15 protein-coding genes are annotated in these 18797 nt (G+C 66.1%); 1 reads left to right on the top strand and 14 read right to left on the bottom strand.

Translation table 11 applies throughout. From position 1 onward, the window contains the following. Window positions 1-42: 42 nt before the first annotated feature. The 10 genes from rpe to LCM4576_RS33805 form a co-directional block, all read right to left on the bottom strand. Window positions 43-720 carry a ribulose-phosphate 3-epimerase gene (gene rpe / locus LCM4576_RS33850; RefSeq protein WP_071036594.1) on the bottom strand — a complete coding sequence of 226 codons (678 nt, stop codon included), beginning with the start codon at window positions 718-720 and terminating at the stop codon, window positions 43-45. 192 nt (window positions 721-912) lie between these two features. After that, a complete protein-coding gene (locus tag LCM4576_RS33845) occupies window positions 913-4758 on the bottom strand; it encodes a hypothetical protein (RefSeq protein WP_071036593.1) in 3846 nt (1281 codons plus the stop codon). Continuing rightward, on the bottom strand, window positions 4755-6749 hold the full coding sequence (locus tag LCM4576_RS33840) for a hypothetical protein (RefSeq protein WP_116389958.1): 1995 nt from the start codon (window positions 6747-6749) through the stop codon (window positions 4755-4757). Before LCM4576_RS33840 ends, LCM4576_RS33845 begins: the two co-directional genes overlap by 4 nt. 364 nt (window positions 6750-7113) lie before the next feature. After that, the gene (locus LCM4576_RS33835) at window positions 7114-8055 is read right to left on the bottom strand and encodes an alpha/beta hydrolase (protein ID WP_071036591.1); all 942 of its coding nucleotides are present in this window, start codon (window positions 8053-8055) and stop codon (window positions 7114-7116) included. A gap of 217 nt (window positions 8056-8272) precedes the next feature. Further along, window positions 8273-9055 (bottom strand): carnitinyl-CoA dehydratase, encoded by a 783-nt coding sequence (locus tag LCM4576_RS33830; RefSeq protein WP_071036590.1) that lies wholly within the window; start codon window positions 9053-9055, stop codon window positions 8273-8275. Beyond that, window positions 9048-11126, bottom strand: coding sequence for an acetate--CoA ligase family protein (locus LCM4576_RS33825; protein ID WP_071036818.1), 2079 nt, complete (start codon window positions 11124-11126; stop codon window positions 9048-9050). Before LCM4576_RS33825 ends, LCM4576_RS33830 begins: the two co-directional genes overlap by 8 nt. A 64-nt stretch (window positions 11127-11190) precedes the next feature. Next, a complete protein-coding gene (locus LCM4576_RS33820) occupies window positions 11191-12354 on the bottom strand; it encodes an acyl-CoA dehydrogenase family protein (protein WP_071036589.1) in 1164 nt (387 codons plus the stop codon). Between the two features lie 3 nt (window positions 12355-12357). Beyond that, window positions 12358-13497, bottom strand: coding sequence for a carnitine 3-dehydrogenase (locus LCM4576_RS33815; RefSeq protein ID WP_052467846.1), 1140 nt, complete (start codon window positions 13495-13497; stop codon window positions 12358-12360). 2 nt (window positions 13498-13499) lie between these two features. After that, a complete protein-coding gene (locus tag LCM4576_RS33810) occupies window positions 13500-14123 on the bottom strand; it encodes an HD domain-containing protein (RefSeq protein ID WP_041007543.1) in 624 nt (207 codons plus the stop codon). A 16-nt stretch (window positions 14124-14139) separates the two neighbouring features. After that, complete coding sequence (locus LCM4576_RS33805; RefSeq protein ID WP_071036588.1) at window positions 14140-15063, bottom strand: 3-keto-5-aminohexanoate cleavage protein; 924 nt, start codon at window positions 15061-15063, stop codon at window positions 14140-14142. A gap of 137 nt (window positions 15064-15200) precedes the next feature. Between LCM4576_RS33805 and LCM4576_RS33800 the strand changes: the two genes are divergently transcribed. Beyond that, window positions 15201-16181: a GlxA family transcriptional regulator gene (locus LCM4576_RS33800; protein WP_071036587.1), complete on the top strand. Its 981-nt coding sequence runs from the start codon at window positions 15201-15203 to the stop codon at window positions 16179-16181. Here LCM4576_RS33800 and LCM4576_RS33795 read toward each other — a convergent pair. From LCM4576_RS33795 to xylA, 4 genes are all read right to left on the bottom strand, one after another. Further along, window positions 16162-16737, bottom strand: coding sequence for an HAD hydrolase-like protein (locus tag LCM4576_RS33795; protein WP_320411891.1), 576 nt, complete (start codon window positions 16735-16737; stop codon window positions 16162-16164). The genes LCM4576_RS33800 and LCM4576_RS33795 overlap by 20 nt on opposite strands. Window positions 16738-16748: 11 nt before the next feature. After that, window positions 16749-16934 carry a hypothetical protein gene (locus LCM4576_RS37680; RefSeq protein ID WP_320411890.1) on the bottom strand — a complete coding sequence of 62 codons (186 nt, stop codon included), beginning with the start codon at window positions 16932-16934 and terminating at the stop codon, window positions 16749-16751. Between the two features lie 63 nt (window positions 16935-16997). After that, the gene (locus tag LCM4576_RS33790) at window positions 16998-17201 is read right to left on the bottom strand and encodes a hypothetical protein (protein ID WP_040979903.1); all 204 of its coding nucleotides are present in this window, start codon (window positions 17199-17201) and stop codon (window positions 16998-17000) included. Between the two features lie 198 nt (window positions 17202-17399). Further along, window positions 17400-18725: a xylose isomerase gene (xylA, locus tag LCM4576_RS33785; RefSeq protein ID WP_071036586.1), complete on the bottom strand. Its 1326-nt coding sequence runs from the start codon at window positions 18723-18725 to the stop codon at window positions 17400-17402. Window positions 18726-18797: the final 72 nt, after the last annotated feature.

Below are 18797 nucleotides of genomic sequence, written 5' to 3'. Positions count from 1 at the left end.
CGAGGTCGTGCAACTTACGCGAGAGATCGGACGGCTACACGTTCAACTGGCGGTGCTGTCGGCAGCAGTGCGAATTGCTTCGATATTTGCCCTATAGGCTTCGACGTTGCCGCCCTTGAAGACGGCGGCGCCCRCCACCAGCACATTGGCGCCGGCCGCGGTCACTAGCGGCGCCGTTTCGGCCGAGACGCCGCCATCGATCTCGWTATGGATTGGCCGGTTGCCGATCAGCGCCTTCACCCGCTTCACCTTGTCGACGATCGCCGGGATGAAGCCCTGCCCGCCGAAACCCGGATTGACCGTCATGATCAGGATCAGGTCGAGCCGGTCGAGCACATATTCGATCGCCGTTTCCGGCGTTGCCGGATTGAGCGAGACGCCGGCCTTCTTGCCGAGGCTCTTGATGGTCTGCAACGAGCGGTCGAGGTGCGGGCCCGCCTCGGCGTGCACCGTCATGCCGTCGCAGCCGGCTTCGGCGAAGGCCGCCAGGTAAGGATCGGCCGGAGCTATCATCAGATGGCAGTCGAAGAAGGCCTTGGTGCGGTTGCGGATCGCCTTGATCACCGGCGGGYCGAAGGTGATGTTGGGCACGAAATGGCCGTCCATCACGTCGAGATGGATCCAGTCGGCACCGGCCGCCGCGACAGCCTCGACCTCATCGCCCAGCTTGGAGAAATCCGACGCCAGCACCGATGGCGCGATCAGGGTCTTCTTGCTCATGGCGCAAATTCTCCGTGCAGTCCTGGGCGCGCGGCCGCGCGCCTGTCAGGGCGATTGCCTAGACCATGATCCAGCCGAGGGGAAGCATGTTTTCGGCAGGCCGATTGGCCTGCCTGCTCACCGGGCTGCCTTCGATGTGGAAAAGAAAACCCGCCGGATCGCTCCGGCGGGTCTGGGTCTTCAGCCACAGGATTACGGCTTGAAGTTCTGGATGTTGGCGCCCGCCGGATCCTGCAGCACCCGTCGCGGCTGGCGCTGCGGCACCAGTTGCTGCAGCACGTTCGGGTTGAGCAGGATGCCGGGGTTGATCTCGACGCCCGGCCGCCTGCGCATCGGCGTGCAGTCCGGGAACCGGCCGGTCGTGCCGACGGGGCAGCGCCGCCGGGTGAAGACCGGCTGGCACTGTCCGTCGATGAACTCCGCGCCCGGCGCGCATTCCACTTGCGGCTTGCGGCAGGCGCCGTTGCGAACCTCGGTCCCGCGCGGGCAGACGCAGTCGCCCCGCTTGTTATGGACCTGGCCGCGGATGGTGCACTGCTCCTGCTTCGGCTTTGGCGGCCTGCAGGCCTTGCCCTGCACCTCCAGGCCGTCCGGGCAGGCGCAATTGCCGTTGGCGTCGCGCACCTGGCCGCGGACCGGGCACTGCTTCGACACGATCGGCCGGCAGGCGCCACCGCGCACCTCCGTGCGGCTCGGGCAGACGCAATCGCCGTCGGCATTGCGGGACTGGCCGCGGATACGGCACTGGGCGGGCGGCTGCTGGTCTGGCGCGCAGGCCTTGGCCGCGCGGTCGAAATGYGTGCCGTCCGGGCAGGTGCAGCCGTTGGCTGTCGGCACCGCGCCACGGATCGTGCACCTCGGCGGGACGACCTGGCACACGCCGTTCRCCAGCTCGCCGCGGCGGCAGACGCAATTGCCGTCCTGGTCGCGGTACTGGCCGGGACGCAGCGTGCATTGCGGCTCCTGCGGCTCTTCGCCCTTGACGCACTTGCCGTTTTGCAGCTCCGTGCCGCGCGGGCAGACGCAACGTCCGTCCGCCGTCCGGATCTGGCCCTGCAGCAGGACGCAGCGCGGCGGCACCGGCAGCGGCACGAGCTTGGTGCCTCCGCCACCCGAACATTGGCCGTCACGGAAGGTGGTGCCTTCCGGACAGACACAGCGGCCGGCCGAGCTTAGCACCATTCCATACAAGCACTGGTCCTTGACCTTTCGGCTGATGGTGAAGGGATGGCACGCATAGGCCTTGCCGCGATCGCCCTGGACGGTGGCCAGGTCGCGCGACAGCACGTCGCCGCCGCCTTGCACCGGCGTGTTCGGGGGAAGCACGCCGACACAGTTCTGGCCGTCGACCGTGCCCTGCAGATCGGCAAGGCGCGCATCCTCGGGAAGGATCACGGTGACGTGGTGGCTGTGGCTTTCGCCGGCGCCCAGCGTCAGGTTGGCGATGCAGGACAGAGGCAGCGTCGTCGGCTCCGGCGAGCAGCCGAAGGGCGGGTCGATCGAGGTGATCCGAACGCCTTCCAGCCGCCCGAGACCTTCCACGCCRATCGCATCGCCGATGCGGACCGGACCGGAGAAGGGGTTCGGCCCATCGTTCGTGATGGTGATCTCGAACGAGCAGGGTTCTCCCGGCTGGCACTCGGCATCGCCGGTCTTCTCGACGCGGATGGTCGAGGCCCCGCCGCCTTTCGCGCAGGCCTGGCCGATCGGATAGACGATATCATCACCCGGCGCCGGCCCGAAGGAGCCGCGCGCGCAGTTCTCGAACGCGCCATTGCCGCTTACCGTCACGTCGAAGTGCCTGGAGGTTCCTGGCGTCATCGCGGCGCCGGGAATCTGGCACGACAGCGTGTCGGCGGGCACCGGTCCGCAAGCCCAGTCCGCACCGTCAGGGGTGACGGTCTGGATTTGCACCGGCGCGCCGCCCGACACCAGGGTCGCGGCATCGCTCACCCRCACCGGACCGGTGGGGGCGGCGGTGCCGGCATTGGTGATGCTGATGCGGCAGGAAACAGCCGCGGCACCGGCCAGCGAGCCGTCGCAGGTCTTGGTGATGCGCATGCCGGGCTGGCCGCCATGCGGATGGCGGATGCGCTCGGTGGCGCAGGCCTTGTTGTTGGCAAGGTCGACCTCGCCGGGAATGCCTTTCACCTCGGCGCAGTTCTCCACCGTGTCCGGCCGGTAGTTTGCCGGCATCACCGCCTTGACCACGATCGCCGTCGAGGCGCCCGGAGGCAGCGCGATGCCGGCATTGTCGCAGCGGAACTGTCCAGGCCCGTTCGGTCCGCAAGCCCATGGCGGGCTCGGCCCGAAGGTCGACGAGGCCGGCGCGCCGCCGGGGTAGTTGTCGATCACCGTCAGCGGCCCGTTATAGGTGCTGGTGCCGTTGTTGATGATGTCGATCACGAAAGAGCAGACGCCGTCCGGCGTGCAGACCGGGCTGCGGGCCCGCTTCTTCAGGATCAGGTCGACCTTCTTCTCGACAGGCGGATTGCATTGCGGATCGCGATCGCCACGCCGGCAGATCGCAATCGAGGCGCAGCCGCGGTCGTTCTGCTGRCTGCCGAACAGCGGCTTGCCGCTGGCGTCGTAATCATAGGCGGCGCAGTTGCGCAGCACGCGGCCCTGCCAGCCGCCCGCCGGCTTGAAGCCGAGCTTGAGGTCGACGGAGGCGCCGGGGTTGAGCGTCGTCGCCGGATAGGTGCAGGTCATCGGCGTCGTGCCGGGCACGCAGACCCAGGGCGCGTTCGGCCCGGAGGTCAGCACGGAGCCGGCCGGCAACGTGACTTCGTCGAGCACGATCTTGCCGTTATAGGGCGCGTCGCCGACATTGGTGACGGTAATGGTGAAGTCGCAGCCGCCGGCCATCGTGCAACGCGGCACGTCGGCATGCTTCTCGACCTTGAGGTCCGGCTCCTTGTCCTTCGGCGGGCATCTCAAATCGCGCGGGATGACGATGTCGATCACCTGCGTGCAGCAGAGTCCCCAGCCCTCCTTCGGTCCGGCATAGGTCTCGATGCCGGTGACGATGAGGTGGATGGTCTCGCCGGGCGAGGCGCCGATGATCTTCCAGTTCAGCACGCCGCCGCCGACCGGCACCTTCTGCSTGTCGGGAACGATGCTGATGCCGGTGGTGGTGGTCGACACTTGCACCCATTTGCCACCCATCTCCGGGCCGACCGGCATATGGTAGATGAAGGCGCCGCCGCCGGGCACGCAATCGACCGTGCCGCGCTCGACCTTGAAGCATTCCTTGCTTGGAGGCGGAGGCGGCGGGTTGCATTTGGTCGGGTCGATCCCGATCGAGGTTTTCACCCCGGTGAGGAAATCGCCGTCGTCTGGCTTGTCCGGATCCTGCGAGGGGATCGTCGTTGCCGGCCCGCCCCGCAGCGAGACCTTGATCTCACCCTGGTTGTCGACCGTCGTCGGCACGGGAAAGGTCGCGTGGTCTATCTTGGCGGTGATGCGGAAGGTGATGACGCGTTCGTTCGCGGCGCCGACGCCGTCGAGGTTGGCAGCGCTGATGCGAAAGTTGGAGACGCTCGCCGTGTCGTTCGGGCCGGCCGACGTGCCGATCGAAGCAGTGGGCAGCGGTCCGCCCGAGGCGCTGGTGCCGTCGCCGGCGACATCGACGCTGACGATCTGCAGGCCGTGYGGCAGCTGGTCCCTGAAATCGAGCCTTGTCGCCTTGAGCAAGGCAGCCACRCTTGGCCGGTCGAAGTCCTGCGGGTCGCCATGGATGCCGAAGCTCAGGACATACTCGACGGAATCGCAGCTTCTCTGGCCGCCTTTCTTGGTGAAGAACGGCACGATCCGCGCAAGTTCCGCATTGATGCCGCGTGACGCTGGATTGGCGGCCTGGTCGGTCGCGGCCGGAGCCTGGTCCTGGGCGAGCGCCGGCAAGGCCGGCATCATGGCGACCGCGATACCGGCCGCCATCAGCCAGCGCGCGCCGCGCCTGGCATATGACAGTGGTTTCATGATCGTCTCCATGACGGTYTTGCGCGAGGCGGGGCGGGAATGGGCGAGATCGCTCATCTTTCCCTCCTCGGCGCTTCGCAGTCGACGGCTGGCGTTCTGAGCGGCAGCGTCATCTTGCAGCAAGGGTAGTAGCCACCCTTGTCCTGGTCGGACTTGCGGTAGAAGCAGAGGCCAACATTGACGGTGTCGCCGGGATTGTGGCCGGTGATGTCGACCGTGTAGGGCTTGCCCGGGACATGCGACATGGGGGTGGTCACCCCGACGCCGGACGTCCTGGACTGCGCCTTGATCGAATCGCCGCCGAAGCCGGCATGGTCATGGAGAGTGAGTTCGGCCCGCAGACCGCGCGGCGTGCAATAGTAATGCACGTCCTCGACGTCCACGCAGGGCGGCAGGTTGCCGGGCGGCGGGAAGTCGGGCGGATAGAACGGAGGCAGATAGCCGCCGGGGATTTCCTCGTAATAGCCGGCGCGGCCCTCGCAGGGGCGCCAGACCCTGACGTCGCCGACATGGCCCTGGACGTCCGGGTCTTCGAAATAGCCGTCGAAATCGACGAACCAGGAGCCGAAAGGCGGCACGTTGGCCGGCTTGACCAGCGCGCTCGGCGTCAGCTGCACGCCATGCACGGCAAGCGGTCCGCCGGCGGCGAGCCGCTCGGCGAGCTCGGGATTGTCGCGCAGCTTGTCGCCGGTGTTGACGACAGTGTCGGTGCAGACGGACGTGTCGAGATTGCCCTCGGCGTCATAGCCATATTGCAGGTCGACGCCRCCGGCCGACTGGCGGTTGCCTTGCGGGAAGCCGATCGCATATTCCTCTGGAACCTTGACCCAGCCCGATTCCGTTGCCGGATCGTCAGGGTCCTCGCGCCAGTAACGGATCAACTCGCCTTTGCCGGAGGAGGCGAAGCGGCTGTAATCGTAGCGGTTCTCGACCGGGCCGCGCTGGGCGAGATACACGAAGCCCTTATTGTCGAAGGCGATGTCGGTGACGGCATAGTCCTGGTCCGCCTTGACCGTCAGTTCCCAGCGCGGATCGCCGGCAAAGCTTCCGTCGCTCGCAATGCCGACCGACCAGATTTCGGCCTTCTCGCCGACGGAATAGTAGAGCCGGCCGCCATGATAGGCGACAGCCCAGACGCGGCGCGCATCCTGCGTATAGCCCCAGGTCTCGGGGGCTTCGCTATCGAAAGCGGCAGCCTGGATGTCCATCGCGGCGCCGTCGTCGGCGACGGGCTCTAGCCCATGCGCCGGGCGTCCGGCGACGCCATGGTCGAAGCTGTCGATCAGATGGCCCTCGATATCGATGCGGTGAATGAGCCCCGTGTCGAGATCCGAAGCGAAGAACTCGCGATGGGTAGCATCGAAGGCGAGGTTGCCGATGCCCGGCCCGCTGTTGGTGTCGATGTCGGCGAATTTGGAGACCGCGCCCGTAATGCCGTCGATCTTCCAGATCGTGCCTGGACCGCCGCCATTCTCCGTGCCGAACTGGCCGTCCATGAAGACCGCGCCCGCGGCGCCGCGGCGCTGCCGTTCCGGCCTGCCGTCATTGTCGGCGTCCGGCGTGACGATCTCGATGCCGTGCAGCGAGGTCGCGGCCGCGTAGAGATTGGGAACGCCCGAAGGCACCCCGTCGCGCATGCCATCGTCATAGGCGAGGCCGAACACCTCGCCGATCTGGCCGGCGGTCACCTCGAAGGGCGGCGGCGTGTTGACCAGTTGGCCGGAGGCCGGCCCGCTGAGATTGGAAACGTTGAAGACGCGCAGGGATGCGCGAGACGTGTCGATGAAGGTCTCGTCGATGGGGTCGACGCCGGGCGGCAATCCCCCCTTTTCGGAATCGGGAGAGTCGAAATCGGGAATGGTGGTGCCCGGAAAGCCTGTGACCGCCATCGAGCCGGGATAGATGATCTGGGTTTCCTGTGCCTTCGCCACGCCGCCGAGCCACAGGCCGGCGGACAGCGCCAGGCCGAGAATTCCGCTGCTTGTCGCGATTGCGCGGCGCAAACGGCCGCCACGGGAACGCAGGAACGAGCCGCGAACGCCAGACATTGAACTCCCCCCGAAGCCGCTGGAAGGAGCGTCCGCCTCGACCGCGCCAACCGGGGCAAGGGGCGGCGTCGCGGCACGTTCTTCCCCAGCTGAATTGTCCGCCTTTGTCCGAGCGACGATACGCCTGCGCCGGGGAGGGGTCAACGGAATCAGCCGGAAGCCCAGCGCATCGACGCCATCGCGCGGGCGATGGTTGTGCCGGGCGCACGTCGTTCCTTGAACCCTCGGAATCTCTGGAGTTCTGATCATTGAGGCCTTCCTCCGTGCCGCATCATTGCGGCGCCAGACCGTCAGTCGCGGATCAGAGCGGAAAGGTTCAATGCGGCGGATGCGAGGCGGCAGAAAAGTCGGCCGTACGAGGCGATCACCAGAGCCAGTCGCCGCGCCCAAGCGCCGAAACCGCCTCGACGATGYGGCTGAAGCTCGTCCGAGCCCGGCCGACCATGTGCCGGGCCCTGAGATAACCATGCACCAGCCCCGGCTCCTCGAACCAGGTGGCGCGTCCGCCGGCCGCGACGACGCGGTCGCGATAGGCCTCGCCGTCGGAGGACAGCGGGTCGCATTGCGCGGTGATCAGCACCGTCGGCGGCAAATTGGCGAAATCGGCATCGGCGAGCGGGTAGAGCGTGATGTCGCCGGTCATGTCGACGCCGCCGGTGCGGACATGCTTGTAGAAGTCGAGGTCGCGCACCGTCAGCATCGGCGCCTCGGCATGCGTAACGTAAGAGCCCTTCGAGTGGTCGCCGCCGAGGCCGGGATAGATCAGCACCTGGCCGGCCGGCTTCTTGGCATGGYCGCGCGTGGCGTGAGCGACTGCGGCGCAGAGATTGCCGCCAGCGCTGTCGCCGCAAAGCAGCACGGGGCGGTCATAGGTCTTGGCGGCCCATTCGAAGGCGTCCATGGCGTCATCGAAGGCCGCCGGGTGCAGATGCTCCGGCGCCAGCCGATAATCGAGCGAGACCACCTCGAAGCCAGTGCGGGCGCAAAGCTCGGCGCAGACGTCGTCATGGCTGTCCAGACCGCCAAGGATGAAGCCGCCGCCATGGATATAGAGCACCATCGCGGTCTTGTTCGGCGCCGCGTTGCGGTAGATGCGGACCGGGATGCTGTTGGTCGGTGCGGCAACGACAGTCGTCTCCGCCGTCACGCCTTGCGGATAGCCGGCGAAGAACTCGCGGCACATCCGGTCGTAGATMGCACGCTGCTGTTCAATCGTGTAGTCGATCGTATCCGGCGGGTAGTAGGAGTTGGTCTTCTCGATGAAGGCCCAGGTCTCGGCGTCGATGAGGGTTTTGTAGTCGGTCATAGCGGTTGGACCGATTCCGAAGGCCGAGCCCAGGCACCCCCCTCTGTCCTRCCGGACATCTCCCCCGCAAGGGGGGAGATTGGCAGCGTCGGACTCGGCGCCTTTCTTGGAACGTCGAAGATTGGCGAAAGCCTTCGCGACATCTGATCTCCCCCCTTGCGGGGGAGATGGCCGGCAGGCCAGAGGGGGGTGTGAAGGAACGCCATCGTCCGCGAGACTATCGTCCTTTCCACACCGGATCGCGCTTTTCCGCGAACGCCCGGAACCCTTCCATATTGTCTTCCGACCCGTAGAGCTTGTCGACCGTCGGCAGTTGCCGGCGCGTCACCTTGTTCATGGCGTCCTGGAAGGTCAGCGCCTCGGCAACCCGCGCCGTCTCCTTGATCGAGGCGAAGACCAATGGCGGGCCGCTGGCCAAAAGCCTCGCGATCTCCCAGACGCGCTCCTCGAGCTTCTCCTTGGGCAGCACCTCGTTGACCAGGCCCYAGCGATGCGCTTCGGCAACGTCCATCCAGCGGCCGGTGAACAGGAGGTCCATGGCGATGTGGTAGGGGATACGCTTCGGCAGCTTGATGGTCGCCGCGTCGGCCAGCGTGCCGGCACGGATTTCGGGCAGCGCGAAGGAGGAATGGTCCGAGGCGTAGATCAAGTCGCAAGACAGCGCCAGCTCGAAGCCGCCGCCGACCGCCATGCCGTTGACGCAGGCGATCACCGGCTTGTTGAGGTCGCGCAGCTCCTGCAGCCCGGCAAAGCCGCCGACGCCATAGTCGCCGTCGACCGCGTCGCCGGCGGCGGCCGCCTTCAGGTCCCAGCCGGCGCTGAAGAACTTGTCCCCGGCCGTCTTGACGATGGCGACGCGCAGGTCCGGATCGTCGCGGAACGCCTTGAAGGTCTCGCCCATCAGCCGCGATGTCTTGAGGTCGATGGCATTGGCCTTCGGCCGGTCGAGCGTGACTTCGAGGATCGCGCCTTCGCGGCGGGTGGTGATGACGTCAGCCATTCTTCTTCTCTCCAAGCACCAGCAGGGCGTCCGCGATCCAGGCGCCCTTGCCTTCGGCGCAGACGATCAGCGGGTTGATGTCGAGTTCCTCGATCTCGCCTTCGTTCTTCTGCACGAAGTCGGCGATACCGGCGATGGCGTCGATGGCGGCGTTGACGTCGGCCTTCGGCCGGCCGCGATAGCCTTCGAGGAGAGGATAGAGCTTGAGTCCACGCAGTGCCGCCTCGATGTCGTCGCGCGTCGCAGGCAGCATGAGCGTCACGCTGTCGCGCAGCAGCTCCACCAGCACGCCGCCGGTGCCGAGCGTCATCACCACGYCGAACATCGGATCGCGGGTGAAGCCGACRATCAGCTYGGCGACGCCGTCGCGCACCATGCGCTCGGCATAAAGTCCCGTGCCGAGCGGCAGAAGGTCATGCGCGGCGGCGCTGACGGATTCGGCATCCTTGAGGTTCAGCCTGACGGCGCCGACTTCCGACTTGTGCGTGACGCCCAGCGCCTTCAGCGCCACCGGAAAGCCAAGCGTCATCGACGAGATCACCGCCTCGACCGCATTCGAGGCGCGCTCGCCCTTCGGCACCGGCAGGCCGGCCTTGATCAGCCTTTCCTTGGCTTCAGCCTCGTCCGGCGTGACGCGCGTGGCTTCGGACGCGCCTGCCGCCGTCGTGTCGACCGGCTGCGCCTGCGGCTCGCGCCAAGCCCAGCCGATGAAGGCGGCGGCCTGGGCGGCGTCCATGGCCTCCGAAATGCCGAACAACGGCACCATGCCGCGCGCCATCAGGCCGGCGGTGTACTCCTCCGGCAGGTTCTCCGGCAGCGAGGAGACGATCGCGCCTTGCGCCTTGTTGGTCTTCAGCGCCGACTCGAAGGCGCGCAGTGTCGTCCACCAGTCGACATCCGAGCAGCGGTCGGGACGCGGGAAGTCGAGCACCAGCATGTTGAGGTCGAAGCCGCCCGACACCATGGCGGTGAAGGTCGCCGTCATCGCCGGCTCGTTGTTCCAGATGAAGGTGTGGTAGTCGAGCGGATTGGCGACCGCGACCAGCGGCCCGAGCGTCGATTTCACATGCGCGCGATGCTCGGCCGTCAGCGCCGGGAAATGCACCCAGCGCCCCTCGGCGCTGTCGGCCATGACGGAGGCTTCGCCGCCCGAGCAGCTCATCGAGGACAGCTTGTAGCCGGGCAACGGCCCGGTGATGTGCAAGAGCTTCAACGCCTCGATGAAGGCGGGAATGGAATCGACGCGCGCGATGCCGAGCCGCTTCAGGAACGCGCCGGAGGCGGCATCTGAGCCGGCGAGCGAGGCGGTGTGCGACACCGTCGCCTGCCTTGCTTGCTCCGAGCGCCCGACCTTCATGGCGATGATCGGCTTCTTCAGCTCGCGCGCCCGCGCCGCCAGTCTCTCGAAGCCGGCTACGGAGTCGAACGCCTCGATATGCAGGCCGAGCGAGGTGACGCGCTCGTCCTCGATCAGGCCGAGCGCCATTTCGGAGAGCCCCGTCTGCGCCTGGTTGCCGGCCGTCATCAGGAAGGCGATCGGCAGGCCGCGCTTCTGCATCGTCATGTTGATGGCGATGTTGGACGACTGGGTGATGATGGCCACACCCTTGCCGCCTTCGGCCAGGCGGATGCCGCCATGCTGGTCGGGCCACAGCAACGCGCCGTCGGCATAGTTGATCAGGCCGTAGCAGTTCGGCCCGATGATCGGCATCTGGCCGGCGGCGGCGACGAGCTCCGCCTGCAGCCGCTGGCCGTCCTCGTCATAGGCCTCGGTCTCGAGGAAGCCTGCCGCGAAGCAGACGGCGCCGCCGGCGCCGCGCTCGGCCAGCGCCTTGATCACCTCGATGGTGAGATGCCGGTTGACGCCGACAAAGGCGGCGTCCGGCGCGCCGGGCAGGTCGGCGACGGAGCGGTAGGCCTTGCGGCCGGCGACCTCGTCCTTGGTCGGATGCACCGGCCAGATATCGCCGGCAAAGCCCATCTTGATCGATTGCGCCACAACGGCGGCGGCCTGCGCCCCGCCGAACACGGCGATCGATTTCGGGCGCAGGAGACGTTCGAGTTTATGCATGGTCATCTTTTCGTTTGAGCGCGATCTTCCCCAAAGCCGTATCCCGGCTTTGGCGCATCATGCTCTAAGCTCCGAACGGACGCAGCAGCGCCCGCGAAATAATATGTCGCTGAATCTCCGAGGTGCCTTCCCAGATGCGCTCGACGCGGGCGTCACGCCAGATGCGCTCCAGCGGCAGGTCGTCCATCAGCCCCATGCCGCCATGGATCTGGATGGCTTCGTCGGCGACGAAGGCCAGCATCTCGGTGGCCTTGAGCTTGGCCATGGCCATGTCCTGGTCGGTGACGGTGCCCTGATCGTATTTCCAGCCGGCCTCGAACACCATCAGGTCGGCGGCCTTCAGTTCCGTCGCCATGTCGGCGAGCTTGAACGAAACGCCCTGGAACTTGCCGATCTGCTGGCCGAACTGCTGGCGCTGCGCGGCGTATTCGATGGCGTGCGACAGCGCGCGCTCGGCGCGGCCGAGGCAGGTGGCGCCGACCTGGAGACGCGTGGCGCCGAGCCAGGAATTGGCGACGTCGAAACCCTTATGCACTTCGCCCAGCACTTGGCTCGCCGGCAGCCGGCAATCGTCGAATTCGAGGATCGAGTTGGTGTAGCCGCGATGCGAGACGTTGCGGTAGCCRTCACGTACCGTGAAACCCTTGGTGCCCTTGTCGACGAAGAAGGCGGTGATCTTCTTGCGTTTTCCACGCGGCGTCTCTTCCTCACCTGAGGCCATGAAGACGATGGCGAAGTCCGCGAGATCGGCGTGCGAGATAAAATGCTTGGTGCCGTTGAGCACCCAGTCCGAGCCGTCCTGCACGGCGGTCGCCTTCATGCCGCGCAGGTCGGAGCCGGCGCCCGGCTCGGTCATCGCCAGGCAGTCCCACTTCTCGCCGCGGATGCAGGGGAAGAGGTATTTCTCGCGCTGCTCCGGCGTGCCGGCGAGCAGGATGTTGGATGGGCGTGCGACGCAGGTCCAGTGCAGCGCGTAATTGGCGCGGCCAAGCTCCTTCTCGTAGAGCAGCCAGCTCACCGTATCGAGGCCGGYGCCGCCGACATCGGCCGGCATGTTGGCCGCATAAAGCCCGGCCTCGATCGCCTTGGCCTTCAGCTCGTCGATCAGCTCGCGGCGCAGCTCGCCGGTGCGCTCCACCTCGCGCTCATGCGGATAAAGCTCGTTCTCGACGAAGGCGCGCGTCGTCTCGACGATGAGCTTCTGTTCTTCCGAAAGACCGAAATGCATGGATCAGCCCTTCTTCTTGCTCTTCTTCGCCTTGTCGGCCTTCCCGGCTTTTGTCGGCTTTTCAGCCTTTGCCGGCTTGGCTGCCTTCTTCGCCGGCTTTGCCGCCTTGGTCTTTGCAGTGGGCTTGGCCGGGGTCTTCTTCGCCGCCAGCTTGGCGAGCTGCCTGGTATAGTCCTTGTGCAGCGCGCCGGCGCCCCAGCCCTTGCCCTTGTTCTGCCTCGACAGCGCTTCCATGATCGCGACCAGATTGTCGTCGCGGATCTTCTCCAACTCGCGGATCGACAGTCCGTGYGCCTGTTCGTCCGACTGCGTGGCGATCAGGTCGACCAGCTCGTCGTTGAATTCCGGCACGTCCATCAGCTTGGTCCACGGCCATTTCAGGCACGGCCCGAACTGCGCCATGAAGTGGCGCATGCCGGCCTCGCCGCCGGCGACGCGGTAGACCTGGAACATGCCCATCTGCGCCCAGCGCAGGCCGAAGGAGTAGCGCATGATGTCGTCGAGTTCCTCGACGGTGCAGATGCCGTCCTTGACCAGCCACAGCGCCTCGCGCCAGGCGGCCTCGAGCAGGCGGTCGCCGACAAAGGCCTCGATCTCCTTGCGCACCACCACCGGCTTCATGCCGATCGAGGCGTAGAGCTCCTTGGCGACCTCGATCGCCTCCGGGAAAGTCTGCTCGCCGCCGACGATCTCGACCAGCGGCAAGAGATAGACCGGATTGAACGGATGGCCGACCACCAGCCGCTCCGGATGTTTCTTCATCGCCACCTGCATGTCGGTCGGCTTGATGCCGGAGGTCGAGGAGCCGACGATGGCGTTGGCCGGCGCATGCGCGTCGATCTCGGCCAGCACCTTGTGCTTGAGGTCGAGCCGCTCCGGCACGCTTTCCTGGATGAAATCGGCATCGGCCACCGCTTCGGCGATGGTCTTGGCGAAAGTGAGCTTGCCTTCCTTGGGCAGGCCGCCGGGCAGCATCTGCTTGTAGGCGCGGCGCGCGCCCTTCATCACCTCGCCCACCTTGCGCGACGCTTCGGGATCCGGATCGAAGATCGACACGTCGATGCCGTTCAAGAGCAGCCGCGCCACCCAGCCGGCGCCGATGACGCCGCCGCCGATGGCGGCCGCCTTGTTGATGATGCTCATGGTCAGGCTCCGGTTCTCGTCTTGGCTATATCGGGGTTGGTGAGGGCCACGCGCTCGCCGGCGCGGATCACCGCCGGGTCGTAGGCCTTGCGGGCGAAGACTTCGAGCACGAAGGGCCGGAAGAACCCGACCGGCAGCGTTTCGTAGTCGGGATCGAAGCTCGACTGGTCCCAGCGCTCGCAGAACTGGTCGCAATCGTCGAAGTAGAGGTGGCCGGCGAAGCGGTCGCGGGCATGCCGGTTGCCGCCCAGGTGATGCGCGTARTAGAGGCGCTGGAAATCGCCGTGCTTCTCCACCACCCAGGTGCATTGYTCGCGCACGAAGGGCTTCAGGATCGTCGCAGCATATTCGTCGTGATTGTAGGGCGCGTAGATGTCGCCGATGTCGTGCAGCAGCGCCGAGACGATCCAGTCGGTGTCTGCGCCGTCCTTCCAGGCGCGTGTCGCCGCCTGCAGCGAATGGCCAAGCCGGGTGATCTTGTAGCCGGAGAGCCCTTCATCCAGCTGCACGAGCGCGTCGAGCAGCCGGTCGCCGGTCCTGGCGGCATAGTCGATCTCATGGGCGGTCAGGAATTCGTAGTCTTCCCTATCGCCATCCTTCATCGCGGTGAATTTGACGGTAGCCATGGTGTGCTCTCCCGTCTTACGCCGCGRCTGCGATCGGCGCCCGCTTGGTCAGGTTGAGCTTCTTGCGCACTTCCTCCGGCCCGAGGATACGGGCGCCGAGATTGGTGACGATGCTGGCCGCGCGCTCGACCAGCTGGGCGTTGGTCGCCAGCACGCCCTTGTCGAGCCACAGATTGTCTTCCAGGCCGACGCGGACATTGCCGCCGGCAAGCACCGCAGCCGCGGCATAGGCCATCTGGTTGCGGCCGATCGAGAAGGCCGACCAGTTCCAGGTCGAGGGCACGTTGTTGACCATCGCCATGAAGGTGTTGAGGTCGTCCGGCGCGCCCCACGGCACGCCCATGCAGAGCTGCACCAGCGCATCCGGGTTGAGGACCTTCTCCTCGACCAGCTGCTTGGCGAACCACAGATGTCCGGTGTCGAAGGCCTCGATCTCCGGCTTCACGCCCAGCGCCGTCATCATGCCGCCCATGGCGCGCAGCATGCCGGGCGTGTTCGTCATCACATAGTCTGCCTCGGCGAAGTTCATCGTGCCGCAGTCCAGCGTGCAGATCTCCGGCAGGCACTGGCGCACATGTTCCATGCGGTTGGTGGCGCCGCCCATGTCGGTGCCTTTCTCGTTGAGCGGCAGCGGCGCCTCGGGCGAGCCGAACACCATGTCGCCGCCCATGCCGGCGGTCAGATTCAGCACCACGTCCACGTTCGCCTCGCGGATGCGCTCGGTCACTTCGCGGTAGAGATGCACATCGCGCCTGGGCTTGCCGGTCTCGGGGTCGCGCACATGGCAGTGGACGATCGCGGCGCCCGCCTTGGCGGCGTCGATCGCCGAATCGGCGATCTGCTTGGGCGAGCGCGGCACATGCGGGCTGCGGTCCTGCGTTCCGCCGGAGCCGGTCACGGCACAGGTAATGAAGACCTCGCGGTTCATCGCAAGCGGCATCGTCTTTCCTCCCAAATTCAATCAGCCATTGACGTCGACCAAAAAGCCGGAAACCGGCTTTGCTATGACGACATGCGCCGAAGCTGGCCAAGAATGACCGACTTGCCGGAAACTGTTTTGCGTTTTACGAAGCTCTCATGATCAAAAGCGAAAAGCCGACCATCTTTCGCTCCGAACGCGAGACGCTCAAGGTGACGTTCCTGGTGTTCTCCGGGTCGTCGATCATGTGCGTCGCCTCGGCCGTCGATCCGCTGCGCGCCGCCAACCRCATCTCGGGCGAGACGCTGTTCGATTTCAAGCTGGTCTCGGTCACCGGCGAGGCGCCGGTCACCACGTGCGGCCTTCCCGTAGCGGTCAGCGGCCGCTTCGACGCCGCCGAGCCGACCGACATGCTGGTGGTCGTCGCCGGCTTCGGCACGCAGAACTACGCCACGTCGGCATTGTTGGCTGGCCTGCGCAGGGCGGCGCGGGCGGCCCGCGCCTGCGGCGGTGTCGAGGCGGGCACCTGGCTGGTGGCGCGCGCCGGCCTACTCGAAGGCCGCAGCGCCACCACGCATTGGGAGGACATGGAGGATTTCTCCGCCGCCTTCCCGGGCGTCGACGTGCGGCCGGACCGCTATGTCATCGACGGGCCGGTCTTCACCTCCGGCGGCGCCTCGCCGACCTTCGACCTGATGCTGCATCTCGTCCGCACAAGGCTCGGCATGGCGGCCGCGCTCGATGTGGCGAGCGTCTTCATCTACGACCAGGCCCGCGCCGCGACCGACGCGCAGCCGCTGGTCTCGCTCGGCCGGCTCGACGGCTACGACCCCAGGCTCGCCCAGGCGATCCGGCTGATGGAAGCGCATGTCGACCAGCCGCTCACCATCGACGCCGTGGCCAAACGCGCCGGCGTGACGGCAAGGACGCTGGAAAGCATCTTCCGCAAGTCGATCGGCGAGACGCCCGGCGCCTATTATCTGRGGTTGCGCCTCAGTGCCGCCCGTCGCCTTGTGGTCGACACACGCATCGCCATGGCCGATATTGCCGGGCGCACAGGCTTCTCGTCCGCCGCGGCATTTTCCAGGGCATTTTCAAGAGCGTTCGGCGATGCGCCGGTCAGGCTGCGGCGCGGTTGAGTATCCAATCGGCGGCGGCGGTGAGATCGTCTACCAGCGCAGTCGGAGGCGGCTCGAAGCGCGTTTCATCGTTGGGACGGTACTTGCCGGTCCGCACGAGCAGCGCGGCGCCGAGYCCGGCGCGCAATGCACCGGCGACATCGCTCTCCGCGTCGTCGCCGACCATGACCGCATCGGCCGGCGGACAACGCAAACCGGCAAGCGCCGACAGGAAGAAATCGGGCGACGGCTTGCCGAGCACGACAGGGCTGCGGCCGCTGGCGAATTCGAGCGCCGCGACGAAGGCGCCGGTGTCGAGGCTGAGCAGTCCGTCGRCATCCTTGAACGTACGGTTGACCGCAAGCGCCACGAAATCGGCGCCGGCAACCAGTTCGCGGAAAGCGCGGTTGAGGCTGGCGTGGTTGAACGCCTCGCCGGCATCGCCGACGACGACGGCTTTATCGCTCCGGCCCTCCACTCCGGAAAACTCGGCCTCGAGGTCGGGATGGACGAGCAGATGCGGCCGGCGGCYGTGCTTGCGCAGCCATTCGACGGCTGCGCGCGCGGGCGTCAGCAATTCCTCGTCCTCTACCTTGATGCCCAGCCCGGCAAGTTGAGCGATGATCGTACGCGTGGGGAGCGTGTCGTGTTGCTGACGAAACGAAGCGGCAGCCCGGCGCCGCGCAGACGCTCGATGGCCGCCGCGGCGCCCGCTATCTGGACGTCGCCATCGTAGACGACACCCAGAAGATCGAGCAGCACCGTGCGTATCATCGATGCAGGATGGAGAAACAGTCTCCGTTCGTCAAACCAGGGTAGAAATGGGCCAAGGAAGAATCAGGCGGCGTCGCGGCCTTCACCGACGATGCGCGAGCGCATGCTCCTGGCCAGCGCCGTTTCGAGCCGCGCGGCGACCGCGCGATCCCATTCATTCGGCTCGCGGGCGCCGTCTTTCGAATGCGGCAGCGCCATCAGCCGATCGATGATCGAACCAGCCTCACCGGAAGAGAGCAGGGCGTCGATTTCGCGTTCGTGCTGCATACGTTTCGCCTCCTTCTTTCCTTCCCGCCACAGGAGCCACGTTTATACGAGTTCCGTGACGGCTGTTTGAAGGCAAGAACGAGGTGATTGAGGGGCAGCACGGGGCAAAGTTTTGTCGCGTGATTCTGCCCTCCCGAATGCAATTTTCAGGCCTGCCCCGCGTCCCGATTGTTCGGGCGCGAGGCGGCCTGCCGTTCTTCAGACATACCGGTTAACGATATTCTCCAGCAGCTCCTGCCGGCCCGAGCGCGGCTGCGGCTCGATCTTCTCCTTCACCACGCGTTCGGCGATCTCCTCCAGCGTGCGCTCGCCCGAAAGCATCGCCTTGCCTTCGGCGGTGTTCCAGCCGRCATAGCGTTCGGCCAGCGGGTCGGACAGCGCCTTGTCCTCGATCATCTTCGCCGCCGCCTTCAGGCCGCGCGCGCAGGCATCCATGCCGCCGATATGGCCGATCAGCAGGTCGTCGGGGTCCAGCGACTGGCGCCGGAGCTTCGCGTCGAAATTGGTGCCGCCGGTCTTGAAGCCGCCGCCCTGCAGCACCTGGTAATAGGCCAAAGCCATTTCCGGCACGTTGTTGGGGAACTGGTCGGTGTCCCAGCCCGACTGGTAGTCGTTGCGGTTCATGTCGATCGAACCGAAGACGCCCAACRCATTGGCCAAAGCCAGCTCATGCTCGAAGGAATGGCCGGCGAGGATCGCGTGGCCCTGCTCGATGTTGAGCTTGACTTCCTTCTCCAGCCCGAAGCGCTTGAGGAAGCCGTACACCGTGGCGACATCGTAGTCGTACTGGTGTTTTGTGGGCTCCTGCGGCTTCGGCTCGATCAGGATCGTGCCCTCGAAGCCGATCTTGTGCTTGTAATCGACGACGAGGTTGAGGAAGCGGCCGGCCTGCTCCTGCTCGCGCGCAAGGTCGGTGTTGAGCAGCGTCTCATAGCCTTCGCGCCCACCCCACAGCACATAGTTCTCGCCTTTCAGCTTTTTGGTGACGTCGATGCATTTCTTCACCGTCGCCGCCGCATAGGCAAACACATCCGGATCCGGATTGGTGGCCGCGCCCGACATGAAGCGGCGGTGCGAGAACAGGTTCGCCGTGCCCCAGAGCAGCTTGACGCCGGTCTCTTTCATCTTGGTCGCGAAATAGTCGGTGATCTCGTCGAGGCGCGCGGCACTTTCGGAGAAATCCTTGCCTTCCGGGCGCACGTCCGCATCGTGGAAGCAGAAATAGGGCGCGCCAAGCAACGAGAACATCTCGAAGGCGACGTCGGCCTTGAGCCTGGCCAGCTCCATCGTGTCGACGCCGCCCGGCTTGGCGAACCAGGGCCGGTCGAAGGTTTGGCCGCCRAAGGGGTCGCCACCCGGCCAGGCGAAGGAATGCCAATAGGCGACGGCGAAGCGCAGATGGTCTTCCAGYCGCTTGCCGGCCACCACCTCGTCCGGATTGTAGAAACGATAGGCCAGCGGATTGGTCGAATCCGGCCCCTCATATTTGATCTTCTTGATGTCGCCGAAAAATCCGCTGCTCATGGTTTCCTTCCTCTCCAAGTGCTTTGCCCGATTACCTCAGGCGTAATTGGTTTCGCTCTTTCGCAGGGCCAA

The sequence above is a fragment of the Mesorhizobium sp. LCM 4576 genome, from assembly GCF_001854815.1.
GTDB lineage: Bacteria > Pseudomonadota > Alphaproteobacteria > Rhizobiales > Rhizobiaceae > Mesorhizobium > Mesorhizobium plurifarium.
The sequence above is the reverse complement of the archived record's forward strand: the minus strand, read 5'-3'. Positions and strand labels throughout refer to the sequence as shown.